General features: G+C 31.9%; 21 protein-coding genes. 5 read left to right on the top strand and 16 right to left on the bottom strand.

Annotated features, from left to right (window positions below):
* Positions 1 to 2 precede the first annotated feature (2 nt).
* The gene (locus tag Q0772_RS07090; protein WP_298342058.1) at positions 3 to 2,258 is read left to right on the top strand and encodes an aminotransferase class III-fold pyridoxal phosphate-dependent enzyme; all 2,256 of its coding nucleotides are present in this window, start codon (positions 3 to 5) and stop codon (positions 2,256 to 2,258) included.
* Between the two features lie 102 nt (positions 2,259 to 2,360).
* Here Q0772_RS07090 and Q0772_RS07085 read toward each other — a convergent pair whose 3' ends face one another.
* The 3 genes from Q0772_RS07085 to Q0772_RS07075 all read right to left on the bottom strand — a co-directional run bounded on the left by Q0772_RS07085 (position 2,361) and on the right by Q0772_RS07075 (position 4,839).
* Entirely contained in the window at positions 2,361 to 3,440 is a 1,080-nt protein-coding gene (locus tag Q0772_RS07085) for a hypothetical protein (RefSeq protein ID WP_298342054.1), read from the bottom strand.
* Between the two features lie 72 nt (positions 3,441 to 3,512).
* Positions 3,513 to 4,277 carry a hypothetical protein gene (locus tag Q0772_RS07080; protein WP_298342051.1) on the bottom strand — a complete coding sequence of 255 codons (765 nt, stop codon included), beginning with the start codon at positions 4,275 to 4,277 and terminating at the stop codon, positions 3,513 to 3,515.
* The gene (locus Q0772_RS07075) at positions 4,264 to 4,839 is read right to left on the bottom strand and encodes an RNA polymerase sigma factor (protein ID WP_298342048.1); all 576 of its coding nucleotides are present in this window, start codon (positions 4,837 to 4,839) and stop codon (positions 4,264 to 4,266) included. The genes Q0772_RS07080 and Q0772_RS07075 overlap by 14 nt, the downstream gene beginning before the upstream one ends.
* A 312-nt stretch (positions 4,840 to 5,151) precedes the next feature.
* Here Q0772_RS07075 and Q0772_RS07070 point away from each other — a divergent pair, with 312 nt between their 5' ends.
* From Q0772_RS07070 to Q0772_RS07060, 3 genes are read left to right on the top strand one after another with little or no spacing between them, the layout of a single operon-like run.
* Positions 5,152 to 6,594 (top strand): circularly permuted type 2 ATP-grasp protein, encoded by a 1,443-nt coding sequence (locus Q0772_RS07070; RefSeq protein WP_298342045.1) that lies wholly within the window; start codon positions 5,152 to 5,154, stop codon positions 6,592 to 6,594.
* A gap of 17 nt (positions 6,595 to 6,611) precedes the next feature.
* Positions 6,612 to 7,538: an alpha-E domain-containing protein gene (locus tag Q0772_RS07065; RefSeq protein ID WP_298342041.1), complete on the top strand. Its 927-nt coding sequence runs from the start codon at positions 6,612 to 6,614 to the stop codon at positions 7,536 to 7,538.
* 8 nt (positions 7,539 to 7,546) lie between these two features.
* Positions 7,547 to 8,500, top strand: a complete 954-nt coding sequence (locus Q0772_RS07060) for a transglutaminase family protein (RefSeq protein ID WP_298342038.1) — start codon at positions 7,547 to 7,549, stop codon at positions 8,498 to 8,500.
* Here Q0772_RS07060 and Q0772_RS07055 read toward each other — a convergent pair whose 3' ends face one another.
* The 11 genes from Q0772_RS07055 to Q0772_RS07005 form a co-directional block, all read right to left on the bottom strand.
* On the bottom strand, positions 8,501 to 9,478 hold the full coding sequence (locus tag Q0772_RS07055; RefSeq protein ID WP_298342035.1) for a polyprenyl synthetase family protein: 978 nt from the start codon (positions 9,476 to 9,478) through the stop codon (positions 8,501 to 8,503).
* Between the two features lie 47 nt (positions 9,479 to 9,525).
* Positions 9,526 to 10,566: a 23S rRNA (adenine(2503)-C(2))-methyltransferase RlmN gene (gene rlmN, locus Q0772_RS07050; protein ID WP_298342032.1), complete on the bottom strand. Its 1,041-nt coding sequence runs from the start codon at positions 10,564 to 10,566 to the stop codon at positions 9,526 to 9,528.
* Positions 10,567 to 10,798: 232 nt separating this feature from the next.
* Positions 10,799 to 11,848 (bottom strand): tRNA preQ1(34) S-adenosylmethionine ribosyltransferase-isomerase QueA, encoded by a 1,050-nt coding sequence (gene queA / locus Q0772_RS07045; protein ID WP_298342029.1) that lies wholly within the window; start codon positions 11,846 to 11,848, stop codon positions 10,799 to 10,801.
* A gap of 113 nt (positions 11,849 to 11,961) precedes the next feature.
* Positions 11,962 to 13,185, bottom strand: coding sequence for a 3-phosphoshikimate 1-carboxyvinyltransferase (locus Q0772_RS07040; RefSeq protein ID WP_298342027.1), 1,224 nt, complete (start codon positions 13,183 to 13,185; stop codon positions 11,962 to 11,964).
* Positions 13,186 to 13,307: 122 nt separating this feature from the next.
* Complete coding sequence (locus tag Q0772_RS07035; RefSeq protein WP_298342024.1) at positions 13,308 to 13,634, bottom strand: nucleotide pyrophosphohydrolase; 327 nt, start codon at positions 13,632 to 13,634, stop codon at positions 13,308 to 13,310.
* Complete coding sequence (locus Q0772_RS07030; RefSeq protein WP_298342021.1) at positions 13,635 to 15,650, bottom strand: DUF3857 domain-containing protein; 2,016 nt, start codon at positions 15,648 to 15,650, stop codon at positions 13,635 to 13,637. It lies immediately after the preceding gene.
* Complete coding sequence (locus Q0772_RS07025; protein ID WP_298342018.1) at positions 15,650 to 17,566, bottom strand: DUF3857 domain-containing transglutaminase family protein; 1,917 nt, start codon at positions 17,564 to 17,566, stop codon at positions 15,650 to 15,652. Before Q0772_RS07025 ends, Q0772_RS07030 begins: the two co-directional genes overlap by 1 nt.
* A gap of 89 nt (positions 17,567 to 17,655) precedes the next feature.
* A complete protein-coding gene (locus Q0772_RS07020; protein WP_298342015.1) occupies positions 17,656 to 18,171 on the bottom strand; it encodes a metal-dependent hydrolase in 516 nt (171 codons plus the stop codon).
* Complete coding sequence (gene dtd / locus Q0772_RS07015) at positions 18,171 to 18,623, bottom strand: D-aminoacyl-tRNA deacylase (RefSeq protein ID WP_298342012.1); 453 nt, start codon at positions 18,621 to 18,623, stop codon at positions 18,171 to 18,173. The genes Q0772_RS07020 and dtd overlap by 1 nt, the downstream gene beginning before the upstream one ends.
* Positions 18,620 to 19,570 (bottom strand): ribosome small subunit-dependent GTPase A, encoded by a 951-nt coding sequence (gene rsgA / locus Q0772_RS07010; RefSeq protein ID WP_298342010.1) that lies wholly within the window; start codon positions 19,568 to 19,570, stop codon positions 18,620 to 18,622. Before rsgA ends, dtd begins: the two co-directional genes overlap by 4 nt.
* 44 nt (positions 19,571 to 19,614) lie before the next feature.
* Positions 19,615 to 20,247, bottom strand: a complete 633-nt coding sequence (locus Q0772_RS07005) for a carboxypeptidase-like regulatory domain-containing protein (protein ID WP_298342007.1) — start codon at positions 20,245 to 20,247, stop codon at positions 19,615 to 19,617.
* Between the two features lie 187 nt (positions 20,248 to 20,434).
* Here Q0772_RS07005 and Q0772_RS07000 point away from each other — a divergent pair, with 187 nt between their 5' ends.
* Positions 20,435 to 20,884: a hypothetical protein gene (locus Q0772_RS07000; protein ID WP_298342004.1), complete on the top strand. Its 450-nt coding sequence runs from the start codon at positions 20,435 to 20,437 to the stop codon at positions 20,882 to 20,884.
* A 65-nt stretch (positions 20,885 to 20,949) separates the two neighbouring features.
* Here Q0772_RS07000 and Q0772_RS06995 read toward each other — a convergent pair whose 3' ends face one another.
* Together Q0772_RS06995 and Q0772_RS06990 are read right to left on the bottom strand one after the other, a co-directional pair.
* Positions 20,950 to 22,032 carry a bifunctional 3-deoxy-7-phosphoheptulonate synthase/chorismate mutase type II gene (locus Q0772_RS06995; protein ID WP_298342001.1) on the bottom strand — a complete coding sequence of 361 codons (1,083 nt, stop codon included), beginning with the start codon at positions 22,030 to 22,032 and terminating at the stop codon, positions 20,950 to 20,952.
* Positions 22,033 to 22,226: 194 nt separating this feature from the next.
* Complete coding sequence (locus tag Q0772_RS06990) at positions 22,227 to 23,078, bottom strand: prephenate dehydrogenase (RefSeq protein ID WP_298341999.1); 852 nt, start codon at positions 23,076 to 23,078, stop codon at positions 22,227 to 22,229.

Below are 23,078 nucleotides of genomic sequence, written 5' to 3'. Positions count from 1 at the left end.
AAATGAATCGTTTTCTAGAAAAAGAATTTGGACTTAGCATAATTAAAACTGAGAAACTCAACGGTTACGACAATGCTAATTACCTTGTTTCAACGCAACAGAATAATTATATATATAAAACTTATAAATATTCTGAAGGTCTCTATGATATTTTGAAAGCCGAAAATGAAACACTTCTATTTTTGCAAGACGTTTTTAAAACCAAAGTTCCAAAACCAATTCCTTTTAAAAACAATTCTTATGTTAAAACACTAAACGTTGACAACAAGACTGAAATTTCCCGTATGTTGTCTTTTTTACCTGGTGTGTTTTTCGGTGATACCAAACATACTAAAAAGCTATTTCAGTCTTTCGGTTTATTTTTAGCTGAATTGGACACAAAACTTAAGACGCTAAAAAATTATACAATTCAAGCAAGACAATGGGAATGGGATCTTCAATATTTTGATTTAAATAAAAAATACATCTGTGATATTGATAATGCAAAAAATAGAAACATAGTTAAATATTTCTTTAATGAATTTGAAGAAATTATAAGGCCCGTAATACCTGAACTAAGAAAACAAATTATTCACAATGATGCTAATGAATGGAACGTTTTAGTACAAGAAGAAGAAATATCTGGAATTATAGACTTTGGGGATCTTGCACATTCATTTTTAATTAATGAGCTAGCCATAGCCATTACATACGCCTGCTACGATAAAGAAAACCCTATAGAGTGGGCAGTTATAATTGTAGAATCTTATCATAAAAAACTCCCATTAGAAGAAAAAGAAATTCGAATTTTATACTATTTAATAGCAGCTAGACTCTGCACTAGTGTTTGTAATTCTGCCCACGCTAAAAAAACAAATCCAGATAACATTTATGCTTCTGTAAGCGAAAAAAATGCTTGGGATATGCTTTACCAATGGTTGACTATAAATCCTATACATGCTGAAAATAAATTTAGAAAAGCTATTGATTTGCCTGAATTAAATACTACAAATATTGATAGTATTGTAGCAAGACGTCACAAACATATAAGCCATACTTTATCATTAAGTTACAATAAACCTATAAACATGGTTAAATCTGCGTTTCAGTTTATGTACGATGCATCAGGAAATACATTTTTGGATGCTTATAATAATATTCCACACGTTGGCCATTCTCATCCTAAAGTGGTTGCTGCAGGTCAGAAACAAATAGCTAAACTAAATACCAATACTAGATATCTTTATAATGAATTAGCGGACTATGCAGAAAAACTATTACGCTATTTTCCTCCACATTTAAACAAAGTCTTTTTTGTTAATTCTGGAAGTGCTGCAAGTGATTTAGCTATGCGAATGGCCCACAAACATACCGGATTAAAACACACCATGGTTATGGAATCTGGATATCATGGAAACACCCAAACCTCTATAGATATTAGTGACTACAAATTCAATAACTCAAAAGGAGAGGGACAAAAAAACCACATTATAAAAACACCGTTACCAAATACTTACAATGGGAAGTACACTGGAAGAGATGCTGGCAAATTTTACTCAAAAGACGCCATAGAGCAAATAAAAAATAGCACACCCCCTATTTCAGTTTTTATAAGCGAACCTATTGTGGGTTGTGCGGGTCAAGTACCATTAGCAAAAGACTATTTAAAGTACGTATATCCAGTAATAAGAGCTCAAGGCGGAATATGTATAAGTGATGAAGTACAAACAGGTTTTGGGCGATTAGGACATCACTTTTGGGGTTTTGAAGCTCATGATGTAAAACCAGATATGGTTATTTTAGGCAAACCTATTGCAAATGGGCATCCTATGGGCGCAGTAGTCTGTACCGAAGAAATTGCAGCTTCATTTGAAAAAGGTGTCGAGTTTTTTAGTTCTTTTGGCGGGAACCCTGTTTCTTGTGCTGTAGCCTCTGCTGTATTGGATGTTATTGAAGAAGAAAAACTACAAGAAAATGCTAGAATTGTTGGAGATTTTTACATGTCGCTTTTAAAAAGCTTAATGATAAACCATCCTTGTATTGGAGATGTAAGGGGTTCAGGATTATTTATTGGTTTTGAAATCGTGAAAGCTAATACAAAAATACCCGATACAGAATTGGCTAACTACATTAAAAATGAATTAAGAAATAAACATATTTTAGTGAGTACAGACGGGCCACATAACAATGTTATCAAAACAAAACCTCCTTTGTGTTTTAGCAAAGAAAATGCTGAACGTGTAGTTGCTGAACTCAAACAGATAATCAAAAATTATTAAAGCCCATTAAACTAATTTGAGTTGGCTTGCTCCTTTTAAAACTTAAAAAACCGAAACTTTTATAAGTTTCGGTTTTTTATTTTATTTTTCAAATACTGATTTCTAATCCATATCAAACCTAACTCCTACTGATATATTATTCTGGTCTGTAGTTTGATCTTTAAAAATTGGTGACAAGTCATATTTCACGTAAAATGCAACTTCATCAAAAGCTATATAAGTACTTAAACCGTAAACTAAGTTTGTTGTATTAAATGATTTTTTTTGTTTGTCTTTAGTACGTTCCCCATCCAATTCATATTTTAATTTTTGGCGTGAGCCTATATTAAAACCTGCATAACCTCCAATTCCTATTTTAAATTGATTATCTGTAGAATATCGAAAATAGGTGTCTTTGTCAATCTTTTTTGAAGGTCCAAACTCAAAATGAACAGGGAATACCAAATTGGTAATAGATAGCTTTGACTTTTTCAAGTCTTCAGGAAATTCTTCTAAGATAGTTTGATTACCATCCTGTACAAAATAATTATTATCCTTGGGCTTTAAGCCATTAATTTGAAAGGAGTACCCATATTTTAATCTTAAAAAGTTTGAGTTTTTAAATACACGCGTTTTCCACGCCCAACCTATTTCAAAAAAACGAGAACCGCCAAATTTATATGGTGAATCATCAAGATTTTCACCTTCAATTATGGCATTATTCAATCCAAAGGCTATTACAAAATCACTTGTTGTTCTTAAGTCATATTTTTTAGGTTTGTTTTTATTAGTGATATTAATCCCTGCAAAACTCCCTTCTTCTCCACCAATACTGATGCCGATTTTTGATAATTCTTCATCTTCATTGGCATTATAACCTTCTTCATTCCGTTGTAAAAGTGAAATTTTATTACTGACTATTGCTATGCGATTCTCTATATTTAACGCTCGCTTTTTAGCAGCATCCTTTTTCAATTTTTCGGCTTCTTCATTTGATATATCAGCATTTTCTAGACGACGATTAATAGCTTCTACTTCTGCTTTTAAAAACTCCTTTTCTTGATTTTTAATATCGTCACGGAGTTTTTTAAGCTCTTCTATTTTGTGTTTATTGTTTACATTAGCGATAGTATCTTGAGCATAAACACAATGAAGATTTAAGCATAATATTAATAACACTAAATACTTAGTAATTGTTTGCATAACTGTTCGTTTTTTGTGTGCTGAATGTATTTACAGCATCTTTTGATTAATGATTTTACTATTTGATTGAATTTAATTATTACGTTGGGCAACTGCAGTTTTTACCGAATTGTAACTTGATTTTAAGGCATCGAAAACCTTAGTCCTGAAGGATTGATCCAACTCCGCTTCAACGTCTTGAAGTAAAGCATTAGCATCAACCACTCCAGTTGTTTCGTTATTAAGTCTATTAAGTTGAATTTCTTTTTGAGCAGCTAGCAATAAGGCTTCAATATCAGCATCTGTAACCATATTATTTTCTGCTTTCATGAGTTGAACCTTTGCGACAACATCTTGTATTTTTTGCTCTTCAAAAGATAATTCCTTACTAGTTATATCTATTTCTTTTTTAGATTTAACGTTATCTTGAACTAGTTCCTTTTCGTATGCTAAATCAATAGGCGCATTTTTATTTTCTTGTTTAATTGATTGTTTTTGTTCTACTAATTCTTTTTGAATGTCTTTGTTTTCATTGAGAAGGATACTTTGTTCTTCCATCTCTATAACTTCATCATTATCAGCAGCAATAGTTATGATTTCACTTTTAGTAGTTTGCTCTGGAGTTTCAACTACTGCAGGTTCGTCTAAATTAACATCATCATTTAAAAGCTGAGAGACAACAAATAAAACACCAATAATACTGGCTGCTACACCAAACCACCAATAGGATTTTCTATTGCTTTTTTCTTCTTGATTATCTAAGCGTTCTGACAACTTAATCCAAGCTTCTGTTGATGGTGCTATGTCGCGTTTATTCAGCTTTTCTTTAAAGTCGTCTTCAAATTTAATGGGTGCCATAGCTCGTTTTATTAATTTTTTTTATTTGTTCTTGAAGCATCTTACGTGCTTTAAAAAGTTGCGATTTGGATGTACCTTGACTAATATTTAAAAGTTCTGAAATTTCATGATGCTTATACCCTTCAATGGCGAACATAACAAATACCATACGGTACCCTTCGGGCAAATTATCTATTAACTTTTGAATATCGTTGACTTCTAAATTGGTTTGAATACTATTACTATACGCATTAGTACTTACATCTTCATCTGACAAAAAATCAATCCTTTTTTTTTGCCTTAAATATGAAATAGATTCTCGAATCATGATGCGTCTAACCCAACCCTCAAAACTCCCATCTCCTTTATAGGATTTTAAGTTTTTAAACACCTTAAAAAAACCGTTCAACATAGCTTCTTCGGCTTGTTGAATATCTTTTATATAGTATCTACATACACTTAACATTTTAGGCGAATGCATTTCAAACAATACATGTTGCGCTTCACGATTATTTTTAATCGCTTTTTTTATTAAAGCATTTTCGTTTTTATGCAATTGTATGACTTTCAAAAATGTATTCATTTTTAACACCAAATAAATTTAGTATAATGCGTTTAATTGTCTCTTTTTAAGATATCATACATTATCTGATGTGCTTCTACTTATAAAGACGCAAATTTTAAGTTAATGGTTGCCTTAAGGTTAATATTTTTCAATTGATATAGAAACTATAAGACACGTTAGAATAAATAAAATGTAATTTATTGTATTTATTTTCATAAATGCTAATATTATTCTTAATAAAAATCAAAAATCCTTAATTTATTTTTTTAAAAACAACTAATACACTGAATATTTCTTAAAATATACTTATTTTTAAAGAAAGTGAAGCTTATGACCAACGATAACTTATTTTCATCATATGACTTACTTCCAAATACCTGGGATGAAATGTACAGTAGTGATTCTAACATTAGATCTCAGTACAATATAATTAATGAATATCTTAAAAGTACATCTCCAGAGGTTCTCTTTAAAAAAGAAGAATTATCCAAACAGTTATTTATGAGTCAAGGGGTCACTTTTACAGTTTACAACGATAATGAAGGTATTGAAAAAATATTTCCATTTGATATTGTTCCTAGAATAATTACAGCCCTTGAATGGAAAAAAATTGATAAAGGAATTAAACAACGTATCAAAGCACTTAATCTTTTTATTAAAGATATTTATCACGACCAATTTATAATTAATGATGGTATTATTCCTGCTGAACTCATTTATTCTTGTCCAAATTTTTTAAGAGAAATGAAAGGGGTTAAAGTCCCTCATGATATTTATGTTCATATTGCTGGGGTTGACTTAATAAGAAATAACGATGGTGAGTTTTATGTACTTGAGGATAATTTAAGAACGCCTTCTGGAGTAAGCTATATGCTTGAAAATAGAGAAATTTCTAAACGTATATTTCCTGGGATTATTCCAAAAAACCAAATAAGACCTGTAGATAGTTACCCTAATTTATTATATAAAAAACTTAAAGAACTCTCTGATCAGAACGATCCTAACGTAGTATTACTAACCCCGGGTATTTATAATTCGGCTTACTACGAGCACACTACACTAGCACGCCTCATGGGTATTGAATTAGTAGAAGGAAGTGATTTAGTAGTTAAAGACCACTTTGTTTTTATGAAAACAACTAATGGTCTAAAACGAGTAGATGTTATTTACAGACGTGTTGACGATGAGTTTTTAGACCCTTTAGAATTTAATGAATCAAGCACATTGGGGGTTGCTGGTATTATGGCTGCTTATAGAAAAGGCAATGTAAATATTGTAAATGCACCTGGAACTGGAATTGCTGATGATAAAGCCATTTATATTTATGTACCTGATATGATTAAGTATTATTTAGAAGAAGAACCTATTTTAAAGAATATTGAAACCTATCAATTAGGAAAACCAGAGGAGTATAAGCATGTAGCAAACCATATAAAAGATATGGTAATTAAAAAAACTGATGGAAGTGGCGGTTACGGCATGCTCATGGGGCATGAAGCTACTGATGAAGAAATTAAGGACTATCTTGAAAACGTTAAAAAAAATCCTGATAATTTTATAGCACAACCCATTTTAAGACTATCTACGGCACCATGCTGTATTGATGGAAAACTATCACCCCGTTGTATAGACTTAAGACCTTTTGCGCTCTCAGGTAAAGATGGAATAGATATAACTCCTGGTGGACTTACTAGAGTAGCTTTAAAAAAGGGGTCGTTAGTTGTAAATAGTTCGCAAGGGGGTGGCAGTAAAGATACTTGGGTGACTCAATAAAAATAAAAAAACAAAACATGCTAAGCAGAGTTGCAAATAATCTAATTTGGTTAGATAGATATATGGAACGCGGGAACGGTATTTTAAGTTTACTCAAAGTGAATTTTTATGCTAATCAGGACTCTCCAGAATTATTCTCATGGTCGCCAATAATTAAAAACTACACAAGTACTGACAACACATTTTATACCGAAGATGCTATTGAATGCATAAACTTCATGGTTTTTAATCATGAAAATTCCAACTCTATATTAAATATTGTTACACGAGCTAGAGAAAATGCCAGAAGCGTTCAAGAACATATTTCTAAAGAATTATGGTTATGTATTAATAGTTATTATTTATTCCTTACTAAAAAAGCACTTAGAGAAGAGCTTAAAGAAGAGGACCCAATTGTTTTTTTAGATAACTTATTAGCATTTCATCTAAAATTTTATGGTAATATGGACATTACTCTAGAACGAGGTCCTGCGTATTACTTTATGAACATTGGTAAGTATTTAGAACGGGTTATTCAAATTTCAGATTTTACTGCGATGAAACTTATTGAAATTGCTAAAACATCCGATAGTTTAGAACAAAGTTTTTATTGGAAAAACTTATTACTTTCCATTGGCGGCTATCAACTATATCTAAAAAAACATAAATCATCGTTCAGGGAAGACCATATTATTACCATGATATTTCAAGACACATTATTTCCTCGCTCTGTATACTATTGTATAAATAAACTAAACAGGCATGTAAATTTATTAATTGAATCTGGTGAACTTGAAAAAAATAATATAGAATTTTTACTCGGAAAACTTGAAAGTACAATAAAATACACTACTATTGAGAGTATAAATGATCAAGGCCTTGATAATTTTATTAAAGGCATAAAAGAGGATATTAAAAATATTTCTTTTAGTATTAATACTGTTTACTTTTCAAATGTTAACTAATTAAGCTCATGCCTACATTTTTTATAAAACATCTTACTAAGTATAGCTATAGTAATTTGATTATAGATGGTGCTAACCAAATTATGTTGCACCCAATACAGGATGAGTTTCAGAGTGTATCTTCTCATACTTTAAGTATTAATACGAATCCAAAAATAGAAACCTACACCGATTTTTTTGGAAATACAGTAGGTACATTTATGATTTTAGAACCTCATAATTTCTTGTCTGTTATTTCTGAAATTGAAATAAAAACAAAAGAAAAAATATTTCCTAACGATTTAAAACCTATTAACGAACAATGGGAGGAATTAAAAAACATAAAGCATAAACCAGATTTTATTGACTACTTAAAGTACAAAACATTTGATGGCACAGATTCTATTTTAGAATTATTAAATACAAAAGATTTAAATATACTCTCGCCTTTTAAAATCGTGCTTGAACTATGTGAATATATTTATAGTAATTTTAAGTATATACAAGGTATTACCAATGTAGATTCTAAACTTGATCATGTATGGAGCTTAAAGGCTGGTGTTTGTCAAGATTTTACAAATATTTTACTTCAAATGGTTAGAATGTTAGGTATCCCTGCACGTTATGTAAGTGGTTATATTTGCCCTAATGAATCTGGTTCAAGAGGTGAAGGTGCTACTCATGCATGGATAGAAGTTTACATCCCTTTTTATGGTTGGCTAGGTATAGATCCAACTAATAACGCGATTGCAAATGAGTACCATGTGCGGTTGGCTGTTGGAAGAGATTATAAAGATTGTGCTCCTGTTAAGGGTGTTTTTAAAGGTAACGCAATAAGTGATTTACTTGTTAAAGTAAAAGTAAGCACTTTTAAAAATAATGAGGAACTTAAAATCTCCTTAAAAAAAGAAGAACTTGAAGTTAGTAATAACAGCTATCTTCAAAACGTAAAATTACTACAACAAATGCAGCAACAGCAATAACTATTTCTTTCTATCAATCACATAATTCACCATAAGTTCTAGCGAATTTTTATAGTCTGATTCAGGGTAGTTTTCAAGTAATTGTAGTGCTTCTGCTTGAAATACTTTCATTTTTGAAATTGCGTAATCTAAACCACCGTTATCTTTAACAAAAGCAATAACTTCTTTAACGCGTTTAGCATTTTTGTTATGGTTTTTAACAGAATTGATAAGCCACTTTTTATCCTTTTTATTAGCATTATTAAGCGCATAAATTAAAGGCAATGTCATTTTTTGCTCTTTAATATCAATTCCTGTTGGCTTACCAATTTGAGTGTCTCCGTAATCAAATAAATCATCTTTGATTTGAAATGCCATACCAATAAGTTCACCAAATTTGCGCATGGTTTCTACGTGCTGTGACTCTGGCTTTACCGATGCTGCTCCCAAACTACAACAAGCTGCAATTAATGTTGCCGTTTTTTGCCTAATAATTTCGTAGTAAATATCTTCAGTTATATCTAGTTTTCGGGCTTTTTCAATTTGAAGGAGTTCACCCTCACTCATTTCCCTAACAGCAATGGAAATAATTTTCAGCAAGTCGAAATCGCTATTATCAATAGATAACAACAAACCCTTTGAAAGTAGAAAGTCTCCAATTAACACTGCTATTTTATTTTTCCAAAGTGCATTTACTGAGAAAAAACCTCTTCTACGATTACTATCATCCACAACATCGTCATGGACTAAAGTTGCTGTATGTATTAATTCTATTACTGATGCGCCTCTGTAGGTACGCTCATTTACTTCTCCATTAGAGACCATTTTTGCTACCAAAAACACAAACATAGGTCGCATTTGTTTACCTTTTCGGTTAACGATATAGTGCGTAATTCTATTTAATAAAGCTACTTTACTTGACATGGAAAGTTGGAACTTTTGCTCGAAAAGATCCATTTCAAAGGCTATAGGTTGCTTTATTTGTTCTACTACTTTCAAGTAATTGGTTTAAGGAATTTCAAAGATAAGTTTTAGAATATAATTTTTTAGGTTTTGTTTGCTAATTGCCCGCATGCGGCATCAATATCTTTACCTCTGCTTCGTCTTACTGTTACTGTAATATTATTTTCCTCTAGCACTCTTACATACATATCTAATGCTTTTGAGCTCGCTTGCTGAAACTCGCCATCATCAATAGGGTTATATTCAATAAGATTGACTTTACTTGGCGCAAATTTGCAGAACTCAACTAGTGCGTCAACATCTTTTTTCTTATCATTAATATCATCCCAAACTACATACTCATAAGTAATTCTGTTTTTAGTTTTGGCATACCAATATTGAAGTGCTTCTCTTAAATCGTTAAGCGGAAACGTAGCGTTAAATGGCATAATAGATGTTCTCACCTCATCTATTGCCGAGTGTAAAGACACAGCTAATTTAAATTTAACTTCGTCATCTGCCATTTTTTTTATCATTTTAGGTACTCCTGAAGTTGAAACCACAATACGTTTTGGTGACATTCCTAAACCTTCTTCTGATGTAATTTTATCAATGGCCTTTATTACGTTATTGTAATTCATGAGTGGTTCTCCCATTCCCATGAACACTATGTTACTTAATGGTCTGTTGTGATATAATCTACTTTCGTTATCTATGGCAACAACTTGGTCGTAAATTTCATCTGGATTAAGGTTACGCATGCGTTTTAATCGAGCTGTTGCACAAAACTTACAATCTAAACTACAGCCTACTTGACTAGATACACAGGCTGTAGTTCTTGTTTTTGTTGGAATTAAAACGGATTCTACTATTAAATCATCATGTAAACGGACTGCATTTTTTATGGTGCCATCTGAACTTCGTTGCATTTGATCAACCTTAATATGATTGATAACAAAATGATCTTGCAACATTTGGCGCGTTTCTTTTGAGATATTAGTCATATCTTCAAAAGTATGTGCAGATTTTTGCCACAACCATTCGTAAACTTGATTTCCTCTGAATGCTTTATCGCCTTCTTTTACAAAGAAATCTCTAAGCTGTTCTTTGGTTAATGCGCGTATATCTTTTTTACTTGTCGCCATAAGTTTTGCAAAAATAGTGAATCGAATTACGAATTACGATGTTTTCAATTATGAATTGTATTTGGAGTTAGCCTTTGCATTAGGGATAGTAACGGATAGCCCACAGCTTTTGCGCCCTTGCGCACAAGCGAGGACTTGTAGTGGATAGCCCGACCCTTGTTGTAATGCCCACCAAATAATTGAAATAAAAAAAGCCTCTTAAAAAGAGGCTCTTGATTTTAAATACTTGGGATTATATGATTAACATAGCATCGCCGTAGCTATAGAATTTGTAGCCTTCTTTAATAGCTTCTTCGTAAGCGCGCTTGATAAAATCGTGACCTGCAAATGCTGAAACCATCATTAATAGGGTAGATTTTGGTGTATGAAAATTAGTAATCATTGCGTTTGGGATACTAAACTCATAAGGTGGAAAGATGAATTTATTGGTCCATCCTTCAAACTCATTTAACTGACCGCTTGACGACACAGCACTTTCTACAGCACGAACTGCGGTGGTACCTACGGCACAAACACGTCTTTTTTCTTTTAGTGCTTTGTTTACAGTGTCTACTGCTTTTGTATCAATAGTTAACTCTTCGCTATCCATTTTATGTTTAGATAAATCTTCTACCTCTACAGGGTTAAAAGTACCTAAACCTACATGCAGGGTAACTTCGGCGAAATTAACACCTTTTATTTCTAAACGTTTTAGCAGATGTCTTGAAAAGTGAAGACCAGCTGTTGGAGCCGCTACTGCTCCTTCATTTTTTGCGTAAATGGTTTGATAGCGTTGCTCATCATCTGGCTCTACGTCTCTTTTAATGTATTTTGGGAGTGGTGTTTCTCCTAATTCGTTGAGCTTTATACGAAATTCTCTGTAAGACCCATCATATAAAAATCTTAATGTACGCCCTCTTGATGTGGTATTATCGATAACCTCTGCTACTAAAGTTTCGTCTTCACCGAAATATAATTTATTCCCGATACGTATTTTTCGTGCAGGATCTACCAAAACATCCCATAAACGTTGCTCTTCATTTAATTCTCTTAATAAAAAAACCTCTATTCTTGCTCCTGTTTTTTCTTTGTTACCGTAAAGTCTTGCAGGAAATACTTTAGTATTATTAAGTACTAAAACATCATCCTCATCAAAATAGTCGATTACATCTTTGAACATTTTGTGTTCAATGGTTTGCTCTTTTCTATTAAGCACCATTAAACGTGATTCATCTCTATTTTCAGCAGGATATTCTGCTAATAATTCTTCTGGTAATTCGAAGCCGAAGTGTGATAATTTCATTTAAAATGAGTTTATTAAATTATTTCTATAATCGCCTGTAATTAGTTTAAAAATTACAAACGATTGCAAATATACAATCTAGGAATAGGGGTTGTCAAGTAAATTGACAATTATTATTTATCTATGTTAAACCCAATGGCCTCTAAATCGCCCCAAAAGGTTGGGTAAGATTTTGAAACAACCATAGCATCTTCTATAACTATTGGAGTTTTTAATGCTAATGGAGCAAATGCCATCGCCATTCTATGGTCATTATAAGTAGCAATTGAAACCATAGGCTTTATACCTTTAGAGGCTGCTAGATGTAAAGATTTGTCTGTAATTTTAACATCACCTCCTAACTTTTCAATTTCTGTTTTTAAAGCTACTAACCTATCTGTCTCTTTAATTTTTAGAGTATGTAAACCAATCAAATCACATGGTATACCTATTGCAAAACAAGTTACAGCTATAGTTTGCGCTATATCTGGCGCATTTTTTAAATCTAGAGAAAGCGTCTCTAAATTAAATTTTTCTTTTTTTAAGGTGATTGTGTTTTTATTAAACACAGTAGACACTCCAAAATGTTTATAAATATCAACTAATACGGAATCCCCTTGAAGTGAATTCTTTTTGTAAGCCGACAAGGTAATTTCTGTACCAACCTCACTTAACGCTGCAATACTAAAATAATAGGATGCTGAAGACCAATCTGACTCTACTGTTAGAGTTTTAGGTTTTGAGTTTTGGATTTTGGGCTTAACGATTATAGTATTGTTTTGAAATATTGATTCTACCCCTATTTCATCTAATAGGCTTAGTGTCATTTTGATGTAAGGAATGGATGTGATTTCGCCTTCTAAAGATAGTTCAATACCATTTTCTAATTTTGAGCCGATAAGTAATAAAGCAGAAATATATTGACTACTTACATTAGCCTTTAATGATACTTTATTTTTTTTAAGCTTTTTTCCTGTAATTTTTATTGGTGGAAAACCTTCGTTTTCTGTGTAAGTAATTTGCGCTCCTAATTCTTGTAAAGCTTCAACTAAAATTTTGATTGGACGCTCTTTCATTCGTTTAGAGCCTGTAAGTACTGTTTCTCTGCCTTCTTGAATTGAAAAATAGGCTGTTAAAAAACGCATTGCTGTTCCTGCATGATGAATATCTACTATTTCTGAATTTGAGCTTAGTGCATTAGTCATTAAGTTACTATCATCAGAATTGGAAACATTTTCAAGTTTAAACTCTGGATACAATGCTTGGAGTAATAAGAGTCTGTTTGACTCACTTTTTGACCCTGTTATTTTAACAGATGATTGTTTAGCAATTTCAGATTTTTGAAGAGTAACATGCATGTTCTTAAAATTCGAATTTAAAGAAGTTGCAAATTTACTTGATAATAGAGATTAATACTAAGTAATTTAGTCTTTTTTTTGGGGATTGGACTAAATTCTGATACATACCATTCTAAAAATTGTTATTTTAATTTTTCGTTATTATGGTGCCTATCGTGGTCTCGTTTTCCTTTCTTATCCATTCTTTTATCAAAAGCTTCTTGTAAATCTACGCCTGTTTGGTTTGCTAAACATAGCACTACAAATAAGACATCGGCTAACTCTTCTCCTAAGTCTTTATTTTTGTCGCTTTCTTTTTCGCTTTGTTCGCCATAGCGTCTGGCTATAATTCTGGCAACCTCTCCTACTTCTTCTGTAAGTTGTGCCATGTTAGTAAGTTCGTTAAAATAACGAACACCGTGTTCATTTATCCAGTTATCTACTTCTTTTTGAGCGTTTTGAATGTTCATTTATATTCGTGTTAGTACTACTTGATCTGTTTCTTTTTTAACTATCATGCTAAAATAAGATTTTAAAGCTTCATAATATTGAGGTGCAATTATAGAACTATTAATTTTTGAGGAAACAATGACTTGAACCTTTTCCTTATCATTGGAAATTTTATACGAGAAGAACCCTAAATCATCTGCCATTTTAAACGCTTCCGACTTGGGTAGACTCTCAACTTTATAACCATCAGGTAAATTTATAGTAAAACGGTATTTAGTTTCGTAAGGATAACCAAAATCTACAGGAAATTCTCGATTCTCTATTTTAAAAGGGTTTTCACTCATCCTCATATAAAACAAAGGCGAAAAGTAAATTTTATCTCCAATAATATCTGCTTGATTTTCTTTTTCAAAAGTAAAAGACTCAATGATAGGTTTAGCTAAATCAGCGTTATTCTTTACAATGAATTCTGATATCTCCATACCGCCGTATTTATTTTCTAAATCATCTAAAAAATCATCTTCACCTTTTCTATTAAAATCTCTTCTAAATGATAAGGCTTTATGGTTCGTTTTTGTGTTTCTACACTTTCCTTTAATCGTCCCGTTCTCATCAAGATTTACCATCATCCCAACCATATCTTTAGAAATTGAGTTTGGGTATAAATCTATTAAAGTAGAATTACCTTTTTCTGCTATTATTCTTCCTTGCCAGTTTAGTGCTCTAAAAGGCAATAAATTTGGGTAACTATATTTACTAGTAGCGTCTAAAAGAAATGTCATTTCTGGCATTTTAACGTAAGTTACTACATAATTATACCCTTCTCGTGTTGGGAATAATGGCACACCATTTCTTCGAGTACTAACTAATACAGGATACGCATTGATACCAGCATAATTCAACATAGCTGTTAGCATTAAATTAATATCAGCAACATTTCCTGTTTGTTCCTTATAAGCTTTTTTCACACCTTCATCAACGAAATATCCATAATAACCATTCCAATTTATATGGCTTTTTACATAATTAAAAATTAAAGCTGTACGCTTTTGAGGATCTGAAATACTACCAACTATATTATCAATATCTTTCTTGAAATATGATGTTTTATTTAATTCATCACCAAAATTTGAACTTCTATAAATCGTCTTAACCACATCTTCCCAAGTTGTTGAATAATACTCTACAGTCGAGTTTGGGAATTTGGTATAAGAGAGTTCGTATTTAACTGATGACCTATAATTATTAATATTATTCACATAAGGCTCATCTTTAAGTGCCCCTATATCAGTTAAGTTATAATTAAAAACTTCGTTTTTATACTCAACCTCTCCTGTTCTATAATGTATAGTAGGATCCATTGGTGCATTTTCAGACAATGGTATTTCATTCTTATACAAAAGTTTAGCTCGCTTTGATTCTTTGGCAGGCTTAACCATGAAATAACCCTTAGTGTTTGATTTAAAGCTAAAATACTCTGGCACTTCAAAAATAGATTCTAATTTTTTAACAGGGATATCATGCTGGAAGATAAATTCACCTACATTAGACCAAAATGGAGAAGTTATTTCGTATTTATATTCAATAACTGATCCTTGTTTTACATCTGGCATTGTAAATTTAACCTCATTATTATACTTATTAGCTTTGGTTTTAAAAATACCACTTTTATCTAATTTTAATTTAATAAGCTTTCCATCTTTTAAATTATAACTATAGGCTTTTATTGTAGAAACTTCCTCTCTATTACCATTACTACCTTGATAAAGTCTCATTTTTTTTGTTGCATAATCAAGACCTTCTTGATTATAAATTTTTATGCGCTCATGTACTTCAGTTTTCAACTCAAAACCTTGCTCTCGTTCATATTCAAAATAAGTTTTTCTATATTTATATAGGTAAGCTGCATTAGCTGTTGAATCTATTGAACACGTTTTTTCCTTGACCTCTTCTATAGAAACTTTACCAAAATTATAATTCTGTGAAAAGGTGGGTATAGTAAAACATAAACCCAAAACAACTATCAGTACTCTCATTATAATTTATTTATTTTTTTTAAAGCGATTTTAGCGTTATCTTTTTTTGACACTTCTTTATGAAAATCACGAAAAGCGCGATAGTCCTCCTTTGGAAACTCCCCATCATTTATTACAAACTCTCTTTTGTATACAAGCACATTATCACTTTTAACAATAACTTCTGTTTTGTATTGTCCAAATTTGTTTTCAATTAAAATATTATCGGGCATTGATTCTACTTTATAATCTAAAGGAATTTCAATTTCAACCTCGTCTATATCTTTAAAGCCTCGCTTAACTTTAAGTGGAAATTTTCTGTTCCTATATCGATCGGGCACATGTGTATTTCTATTAAATGCGTTTACTGTAAGCAACATTCTATCTCCAACCATTTTTGTGTAATTGGGTGCTTCAAATGTAACTCGCTCAACAAATTCAATATTAGTTTTATCATTTTCAATATCCATACCACTTATAGATAGGCCATTTATATAACGCCAACGCTTTTTATAATGCTTATCTAAGTCTCTTTGGGCTTCAGTTTCTAACCAATATTTATCATCGTATTGAATACCTCCTGAATTCACTTGTACTTCAGCATTAATTGCGCCTTCATTTGACACCTTATATTTCCCTAATATTATTTGCGAGCTCTCGTTTACATGGTACTTTTTTGTATGTTTTATTTCACCTCCTTCTGGAGTAATTACCAAAACATCTCTATCATCAGTAAAATCTCCAATAAAACCAAATGGTAATTTTTGACTCGTACATTCTAACCAAATGTTATCATCTTCTGTAGGAATATTTAATATCACATGATTTCCTTGCATTGCAGCAAAATCTTTTTCCAAACTTCTTTGGGATTTGCCTGCATAAACCACTGTATAGTTGGATTTAACACCAGCAGCTTTCAATAAAGCCATAGTGTAATTTGTTAATCCTTTACAATCTCCATAACCCAACCTATCAACCTCTGAAGCATTAAAAGGCTTCCAACCCCCAATACCTACTTGCACACTGATATAGCGTGTTTTATCTTGAACATATTGATATATTTTTTTAGCCTTCTCGATATCATTCGGTTCATCCTTTACCAAATCTTGAATCATACTAGTAGTACTAGTAGGTAAGTCATGTGTATGTTTTATTAAATCATGGTACATCCATTTGCCAAAATCATTCCAACTCGTTACTTCGGAATGCACGCCTTCTAAAGCAAACTCATTAGAAGCCAACAAAACTTTTGGAGCTATATCAAAAAATGCAGGTGCATATTTCTCTGGTTTAATAGCTAAAATATTTTTCGCTTTGTATTTAATCACTCCAGCTATCTCTTCCTTTTCTATCTTAAAATCTTCAAGATTTTTATTTTTTGTTCTAATAGTAATATCATCAGGATAACTGATTTGATAGCTACTATTTTCAACACTCACAAAATATTCACTAAGTGGCATAAACGGTCTAATAAATGCGGTATTGTTATTTGATGTTTTACAAGTAAACTCTAAAGTATAAGGATATCCAATTGGTGTATATTCCAAATATTTCACTCTAGAATCAGAATATAGTGTACCGCCATCTACAGCGCTAACGTCCTTAAAATCATTTTTCTTTATTTTTTTAATTTGAACTCCAGCAGCATTATAAACTATGGCTTCTAGTTCTTTTATTTTCACATTATTATCATAATAAACATAAGCATTCACAGCATCATCACCCGATTTATTGAGTACCGTAATTATTCTTTTTTCCGTGATATACATTTCACTATAAGACTCTAGAGCAATATGGGTTTGGTTATATCGCACTACCGCATTTGCATTTGCAGTTAAGTTTGCAGGAATAGTAAAACTTGTTTTAAATTCTTGTTGAGAGAACGTATTTGTTATTATAAGAAACAATACAATGCTAACGACGTATTTTAAATTCATTCTTGAGACTTTAAAAACCAAATAGAAAGCTTAAAAATAGAGGGAATCTACTTTTGTTTCTATGAGATAAATCATACTTTAATAAAATGCTAATTTAATTTTTTAATTAAAAATCGTACAAGAAATATAAAGAAACATGGTAATAAAATGTATTTAAATTCGCTAAAAAGCACTTTTATTCCCCAAGAGGAAAAAAAGTTTTTAATTCCTAAAGGTGAAACCAATATTTCTCTAAAAGAAAAGAAAAATCTATCGTTGTTGAATGGTATAAAAAACCCAACACCTTCGCCTCCAGAAGTCATCGCATCTAAAATACCATGAGATATTGTAGAAAAAAAGACAACTACAAACCAAATAGCCTTGTATTTTCTGCCTAAGGTAAACATTAATATAAGTGCCCAAATTAGAGCAAAACTTATAGAATGCGTAAATCCACGATGTCCTAAAGGGTGGTTATAGTGTATACCAAATTTAAAACCAACAACATCAAAGTCTGGCAAAATTGTAGAAAAAATCGCTGCTAAAAGCAGCCATTTAAGATTTTTAGCATCAATGACTTTTGAAATCGTAAAACCAGCTATAACATGACCAAATATTGACGCCACTACTCTTTGTTTTTTGTATCAATAATAATGGTTACAGGTCCGTCATTCAATAAATCTACTTTCATATCGGCTCCAAAACGTCCGGTTTGCACAGGTTTATCTAAGTTATTTTCCAGTTGTTTTACAAAGCTTTCGTACAACGGAATTGCAACATCTGGTTTGGCCGCTTGGATGTAGCTTGGGCGGTTACCTTTTTTAGTTGATGCATGAAGTGTAAATTGACTTACCACAATAACATCACCATTTACATCAATCAATGACTTATTCATGATCCCATTTTCATCTGCAAAAACCCTAAGGTTCACAACTTTATTTGACAACCACTTAATATCATCTTCAGTATCTTCATGCACAATGCCTAATAAAATTAATAATCCAGATTGTATTGAAGCTATTTTTTCACTCTCAACAGTAACACTTGCTTGGGTGACTCTTTGTATAACTACTTTCATGGCTTATCCCAAATATCTGTTCTGTAATTTTCATCTTCACCTTCTAAAATCTGCAAATAACTTCTGTAACGCGAGTATGCTATTTCATCATTATCTAAAGCTTTTTTTACTGCACATTTAGGTTCTTGGATATGCAAACAATTATTGAATTTGCACTCTTGTTTCAAATTGAAAATTTCTGGAAAATAATCTCCAACTTCTTCCTTGTCCATATCCACAACACCAAACCCTTTAATACCAGGTGTATCAATAATTTTAGCACCAAAACTTAAATCGTACATTTCTGCAAAAGTTGTAGTGTGTTGACCTTGCATATGCTGCGTTGAAATCTCCTTAGTCTTCAAATTTAACAAAGGCTCTATAGCATTTACCAAAGTAGATTTGCCTACACCTGAATGTCCAGAAAACATACTTGTTTTATTATGCATAAGGGCCTTCACTTTATCTATATTTTTTCCTGTTTTAGCAGAAACACCTATACATTCATAACCAATTTTTCGGTATACATGCGCTAGATATCTCACTTCATCAAGTGTCTCTTCATCATAAGTATCCAACTTATTAAACAGTAAAACAGTTTTAATAGAATATGCTTCAGCAGTAACTAAAAACCGATCAATAAAACTGGTAAATGTTGGTGGATTATCTATGGTAATCATTAAAAACACTTGATCTAAATTAGCCGCTATAATATGCGTTTGCTTAGATAAATTTACAGATTTTCTAACTATATAATTGGCTCTATCATGTATCTTAAAAATAACACCTGTTTCCTCATTATTATAGGTTTCTAGTTCAAAATCTACAACATCACCAACAGCAATTGGATTGGTACTTTTAATGCCTTTAATACGAAATTTACCTTTTATACGACACTCATAGGTGTGCCCCAAATTGGTTTTAACGGTATACCAACTTCCTGTAGATTTATAAACGTGTCCTGTCATGCATTAAATTGTAACACAAAATAACAATTTTTATATTGAATACGTCAATCTATAATTGCTTTTTTAGTAGCTATTTGCTTTCCATCAGCATTCACATTTATGATGTACATACCTGAGGCAAGCTCACTTAAATCCATATATAGAAGCTTGTTGTTTGGTCTGGCATAGAATGATTTTACTAATTGCCCTGAAATATTATATACTAACAAATCAACTTTTCTATAATCACCTATTAATCTTAACTGAAATCGCCCTGATTTTGAAGGATTTGGATATAATTTTTCTGTTAAAACTTCATTCTCTTTTTGAAAACTCATGCTACTACCTATTAAACCATAACATATTATTGTTCTACAACTGTAACTTGCATAAGCCATAACAACAACCTCATCTAAAGCTATATAGCCATCTAAAGAAACATCTATATGCTTTTGATCACCAATTACAATTTCTTTAGGGGTAAAACCTAAATAAGAGATAACCAAAGTATCTCTGGGAGCTACCCTAATCTCGAAATTCCCATCAAAGTCTGAAATTGTTCCTTTTTTAGAGTGCTTAAGAATAATGTTTGCTCCAACAAGAGGATCTGCTTCTCCTGAAACATGCCCAGTAATTATAGCTTGCGAAAATGTTTCCATAGCAATGAATAAGAGTAAAAGTGTAATTTTTAATTTCATTATTTTAAAATTTTGGTTAATAATTCAAACCTAAATGAAACCAAATAGTATTAAAAGCAAAAATGAGTAAACGCTTACTTTCAATTAGTAAAGCGGTTTAAAAAAATATTATACTATTTACACTTTTATGTAAGAGTATTTTTATATTAGCTGTTAATAACCTTAAATTTTTAAAAACCTCAACAACATGAAAAAATTATTAATCGTATTAGCTGTTTCTTTATTTTCTTTTATTGAAACAAACGCACAAGTAGAGTACAAAGTAGTAACAAGTGTAGAGTCTATTGTTCCTAATGGTTTAGGGCGTTCTAGAATTATTAGCGCTAACGAAACGAAAGATTACAAAGAATTTACTTCAACTCAAACCGAAGAAGATAACACACGTAACAAATCCAAGCGTGGAGAAATTAGAGTAAAAGGTTTTGACGAAACTAAATTGTTAAACTTTTATAACATTGGTGGTATTCGTTTTCAAAATATTGCAGCCAATGATGCAATAATAGAATCTAAAATCAATACAATGATTGAAGAAGGCTGGGAACTAGCTTTTGTTACTAGTGGTGTTGAAAGCTCTGGTGGTAAAGGCGACAACCAAGGTATTTTTATTACTCGTTATATCTTTAAAAGGAATAAATAAATTGTAAAAAAGCCACAAAAAAAGCCTCCAAAAAATGGAGGCTTTTTTTATAATAGATACTCTTACTATCCATTAATAATCTTCTCTTGATGGTTAATCGATTCTTGATGAACCGCTTTAAACATCCTTAAGATAAACTCTTCGCTCAACCCGTGTTGCTCGCCTTCAAGTACCATTTTGCCTAAAATCTCGTTCCAGCGTTTAGACTGTAAAACAGCAACATTTTTGTTCTTTTTAAGCTCACCAATACCATCAGAGGCTTTCATACGCTGCCCTAACAATTCAATAATTTGGTTATCAACCACATCAATCTGAGCTCTCAAATTATTAAGTGCACTATTATATTCTTCTTCTTGATTAGACTCTTTTCTAATTTTCAAATCCTTCATGATTTGAACCAAAGTAGCAGGCGTAACCTGTTGTGCAGCATCACTCCAAGCATTATCAGGATCGTAATGCGTTTCAATCATCAACCCATCAAAATTTAAATCCAATGCCGTTTGAGACACATCAAAAACCATATCTCTCTTTCCTGTAATATGAGACGGATCGTTAATTAAAGGAATATCTGGAAATCTATTTTGAAACTCAATAGCCATTTGCCATTCTGGAATGTTTCTATATTTCGTTTTTTGATATGTAGAAAACCCTCTATGAATTGCACCAATATTTTTAACACCAGAACTGTATATTCTTTCTATACCACCTAACCACAAAGATAAATCAGGGTTTACTGGGTTTTTAATTAAAACTGGCTTATCTGTACCTTGCAAAGCATCCGCTATTTCTTGCATAATAAATGGAGAAACTGTAGATCGGGCTCCAATCCATAATAAATCAACATCATGCTCTAAAGCTAATTTTACATGCGCTGCATTAGCCACCTCAGTACAAACCTTCATGCCAGTTTCTTCCTTAACTTTTTGCAACCATTTTAAACCTAAAGCACCAACACCTTCAAAATTTCCTGGGCGTGTTCTTGGTTTCCAAATACCAGCTCTAAAATAGCTTACATCTGTGTCTTTTAGCTCATGAGCTATTCTTAAAACTTGTTCTTCTGTTTCTGCGCTACAAGGACCCGCTATTACTAACGGATGATCTAATCCTAAATCATCTAACCAGGTTCTCATTTCTTTATTGTTTTCCATTTTTACTTAATATTTAGCTGCTTAAGCTATTTTATGTTTACTATTTAATTTTTGTTGTTCTATGTTCAATTTATTTGGGCGTTACCACAAGGGTCGGGCTTTCCGTTACAAGTCCTCGCTCCGTGCCTCCGCTGTGGGCTTTCCTCTGCAATCCCTAACGCGGGTTTACTTGCCAAGGCCGCTTTCAAACCTTTCTAAATTATACCATTCAAAATATCTTTTATATGATTGGTACTTTTCATCTCCTCAAAAATGGCTTCAAAATTATCAGCAGCCATTAACTCTTTAAAATGCGTAAGGTTATTAATATATTCCTCTAAGGTTTCTATAACATTACTTTTATTCTGTTTAAAAATAGGCGTCCACATTTCTGGCGAACTTTTAGCCAAACGTACTGTAGATGCAAATCCACTACCCGCCATATCAAAAATATCACGTTCATTTTTCTCTTTATCAATTACTGTTTTCCCCAACATAAATGAACTGATATGAGATAAGTGCGATACATATGCAATATGTCTATCATGCTCCACAGGATTCATATATCGTATACGCATTCCAATATCTGTAAACATCTTTAAAGCCTTTTCTTGCAACTTAAAAGTTGTTTTTTCAACCTCACAAACAATATTCGTTTTCCCTTTAAACAAACCTTCAATAGCTGCTGTTGGCCCAGAATGTTCAGTACCTGCAATGGGGTGCATCGCTAAAAAGTTTCTTCGCTTCGGATGATTCTCAACAACCTTACAAATCGCTTCTTTTGTAGAACCTGCATCAACTACCAAACCAGTATCTGATATTTTATCTAAAATAGTTGGCAACAATTTCACTGTAGCATCAACAGGGATAGACACAATTACTAAATCAGCGTCTTTAATATCCTCCAAAGTTGCCTTTTTATCAATTAAGCCTAATTCTAAAGCGGTATTTAACGTAGTATCTTTTCTACTTATACCATGAATAACCACATCTGGGTTTTGCTTCTTGATATCAATAGCAAGACTCCCTCCAATTAAACCGACTCCTATGGCGTATATATTTTTCAT

The organism is uncultured Algibacter sp. (assembly GCF_947490405.1).
GTDB lineage: Bacteria > Bacteroidota > Bacteroidia > Flavobacteriales > Flavobacteriaceae > Algibacter_B.
Note: the sequence above shows the minus strand (reverse complement) of the source record. Positions and strands in the feature narration are given on the sequence as shown.

What these genes read in the sequence shown, in the direction of transcription:
- Q0772_RS07090 (WP_298342058.1), top strand. Translation starts at nt 3, where the DNA reads ATGAATCGTTTTCTAGAAAAAGAATTTGGACTTAGCATAATTAAAACT.
- Q0772_RS07085 (WP_298342054.1), bottom strand. Translation starts at nt 3,440, where the DNA reads ATGCAAACAATTACTAAGTATTTAGTGTTATTAATATTATGCTTAAAT.
- Q0772_RS07080 (WP_298342051.1), bottom strand. Translation starts at nt 4,277, where the DNA reads ATGGCACCCATTAAATTTGAAGACGACTTTAAAGAAAAGCTGAATAAA.
- Q0772_RS07075 (WP_298342048.1), bottom strand. Translation starts at nt 4,839, where the DNA reads ATGAATACATTTTTGAAAGTCATACAATTGCATAAAAACGAAAATGCT.
- Q0772_RS07070 (WP_298342045.1), top strand. Translation starts at nt 5,152, where the DNA reads ATGACCAACGATAACTTATTTTCATCATATGACTTACTTCCAAATACC.
- Q0772_RS07065 (WP_298342041.1), top strand. Translation starts at nt 6,612, where the DNA reads ATGCTAAGCAGAGTTGCAAATAATCTAATTTGGTTAGATAGATATATG.
- Q0772_RS07060 (WP_298342038.1), top strand. Translation starts at nt 7,547, where the DNA reads ATGCCTACATTTTTTATAAAACATCTTACTAAGTATAGCTATAGTAAT.
- rlmN (WP_298342032.1), bottom strand. Translation starts at nt 10,566, where the DNA reads ATGGCGACAAGTAAAAAAGATATACGCGCATTAACCAAAGAACAGCTT.
- queA (WP_298342029.1), bottom strand. Translation starts at nt 11,848, where the DNA reads ATGAAATTATCACACTTCGGCTTCGAATTACCAGAAGAATTATTAGCA.
- Q0772_RS07040 (WP_298342027.1), bottom strand. Translation starts at nt 13,185, where the DNA reads ATGCATGTTACTCTTCAAAAATCTGAAATTGCTAAACAATCATCTGTT.
- Q0772_RS07035 (WP_298342024.1), bottom strand. Translation starts at nt 13,634, where the DNA reads ATGAACATTCAAAACGCTCAAAAAGAAGTAGATAACTGGATAAATGAA.
- Q0772_RS07030 (WP_298342021.1), bottom strand. Translation starts at nt 15,650, where the DNA reads ATGAGAGTACTGATAGTTGTTTTGGGTTTATGTTTTACTATACCCACC.
- Q0772_RS07025 (WP_298342018.1), bottom strand. Translation starts at nt 17,566, where the DNA reads ATGAATTTAAAATACGTCGTTAGCATTGTATTGTTTCTTATAATAACA.
- dtd (WP_298342012.1), bottom strand. Translation starts at nt 18,623, where the DNA reads ATGAAAGTAGTTATACAAAGAGTCACCCAAGCAAGTGTTACTGTTGAG.
- rsgA (WP_298342010.1), bottom strand. Translation starts at nt 19,570, where the DNA reads ATGACAGGACACGTTTATAAATCTACAGGAAGTTGGTATACCGTTAAA.
- Q0772_RS07005 (WP_298342007.1), bottom strand. Translation starts at nt 20,247, where the DNA reads ATGAAATTAAAAATTACACTTTTACTCTTATTCATTGCTATGGAAACA.
- Q0772_RS07000 (WP_298342004.1), top strand. Translation starts at nt 20,435, where the DNA reads ATGAAAAAATTATTAATCGTATTAGCTGTTTCTTTATTTTCTTTTATT.
- Q0772_RS06995 (WP_298342001.1), bottom strand. Translation starts at nt 22,032, where the DNA reads ATGGAAAACAATAAAGAAATGAGAACCTGGTTAGATGATTTAGGATTA.
- Q0772_RS06990 (WP_298341999.1), bottom strand. Translation starts at nt 23,078, where the DNA reads ATGAAAAATATATACGCCATAGGAGTCGGTTTAATTGGAGGGAGTCTT.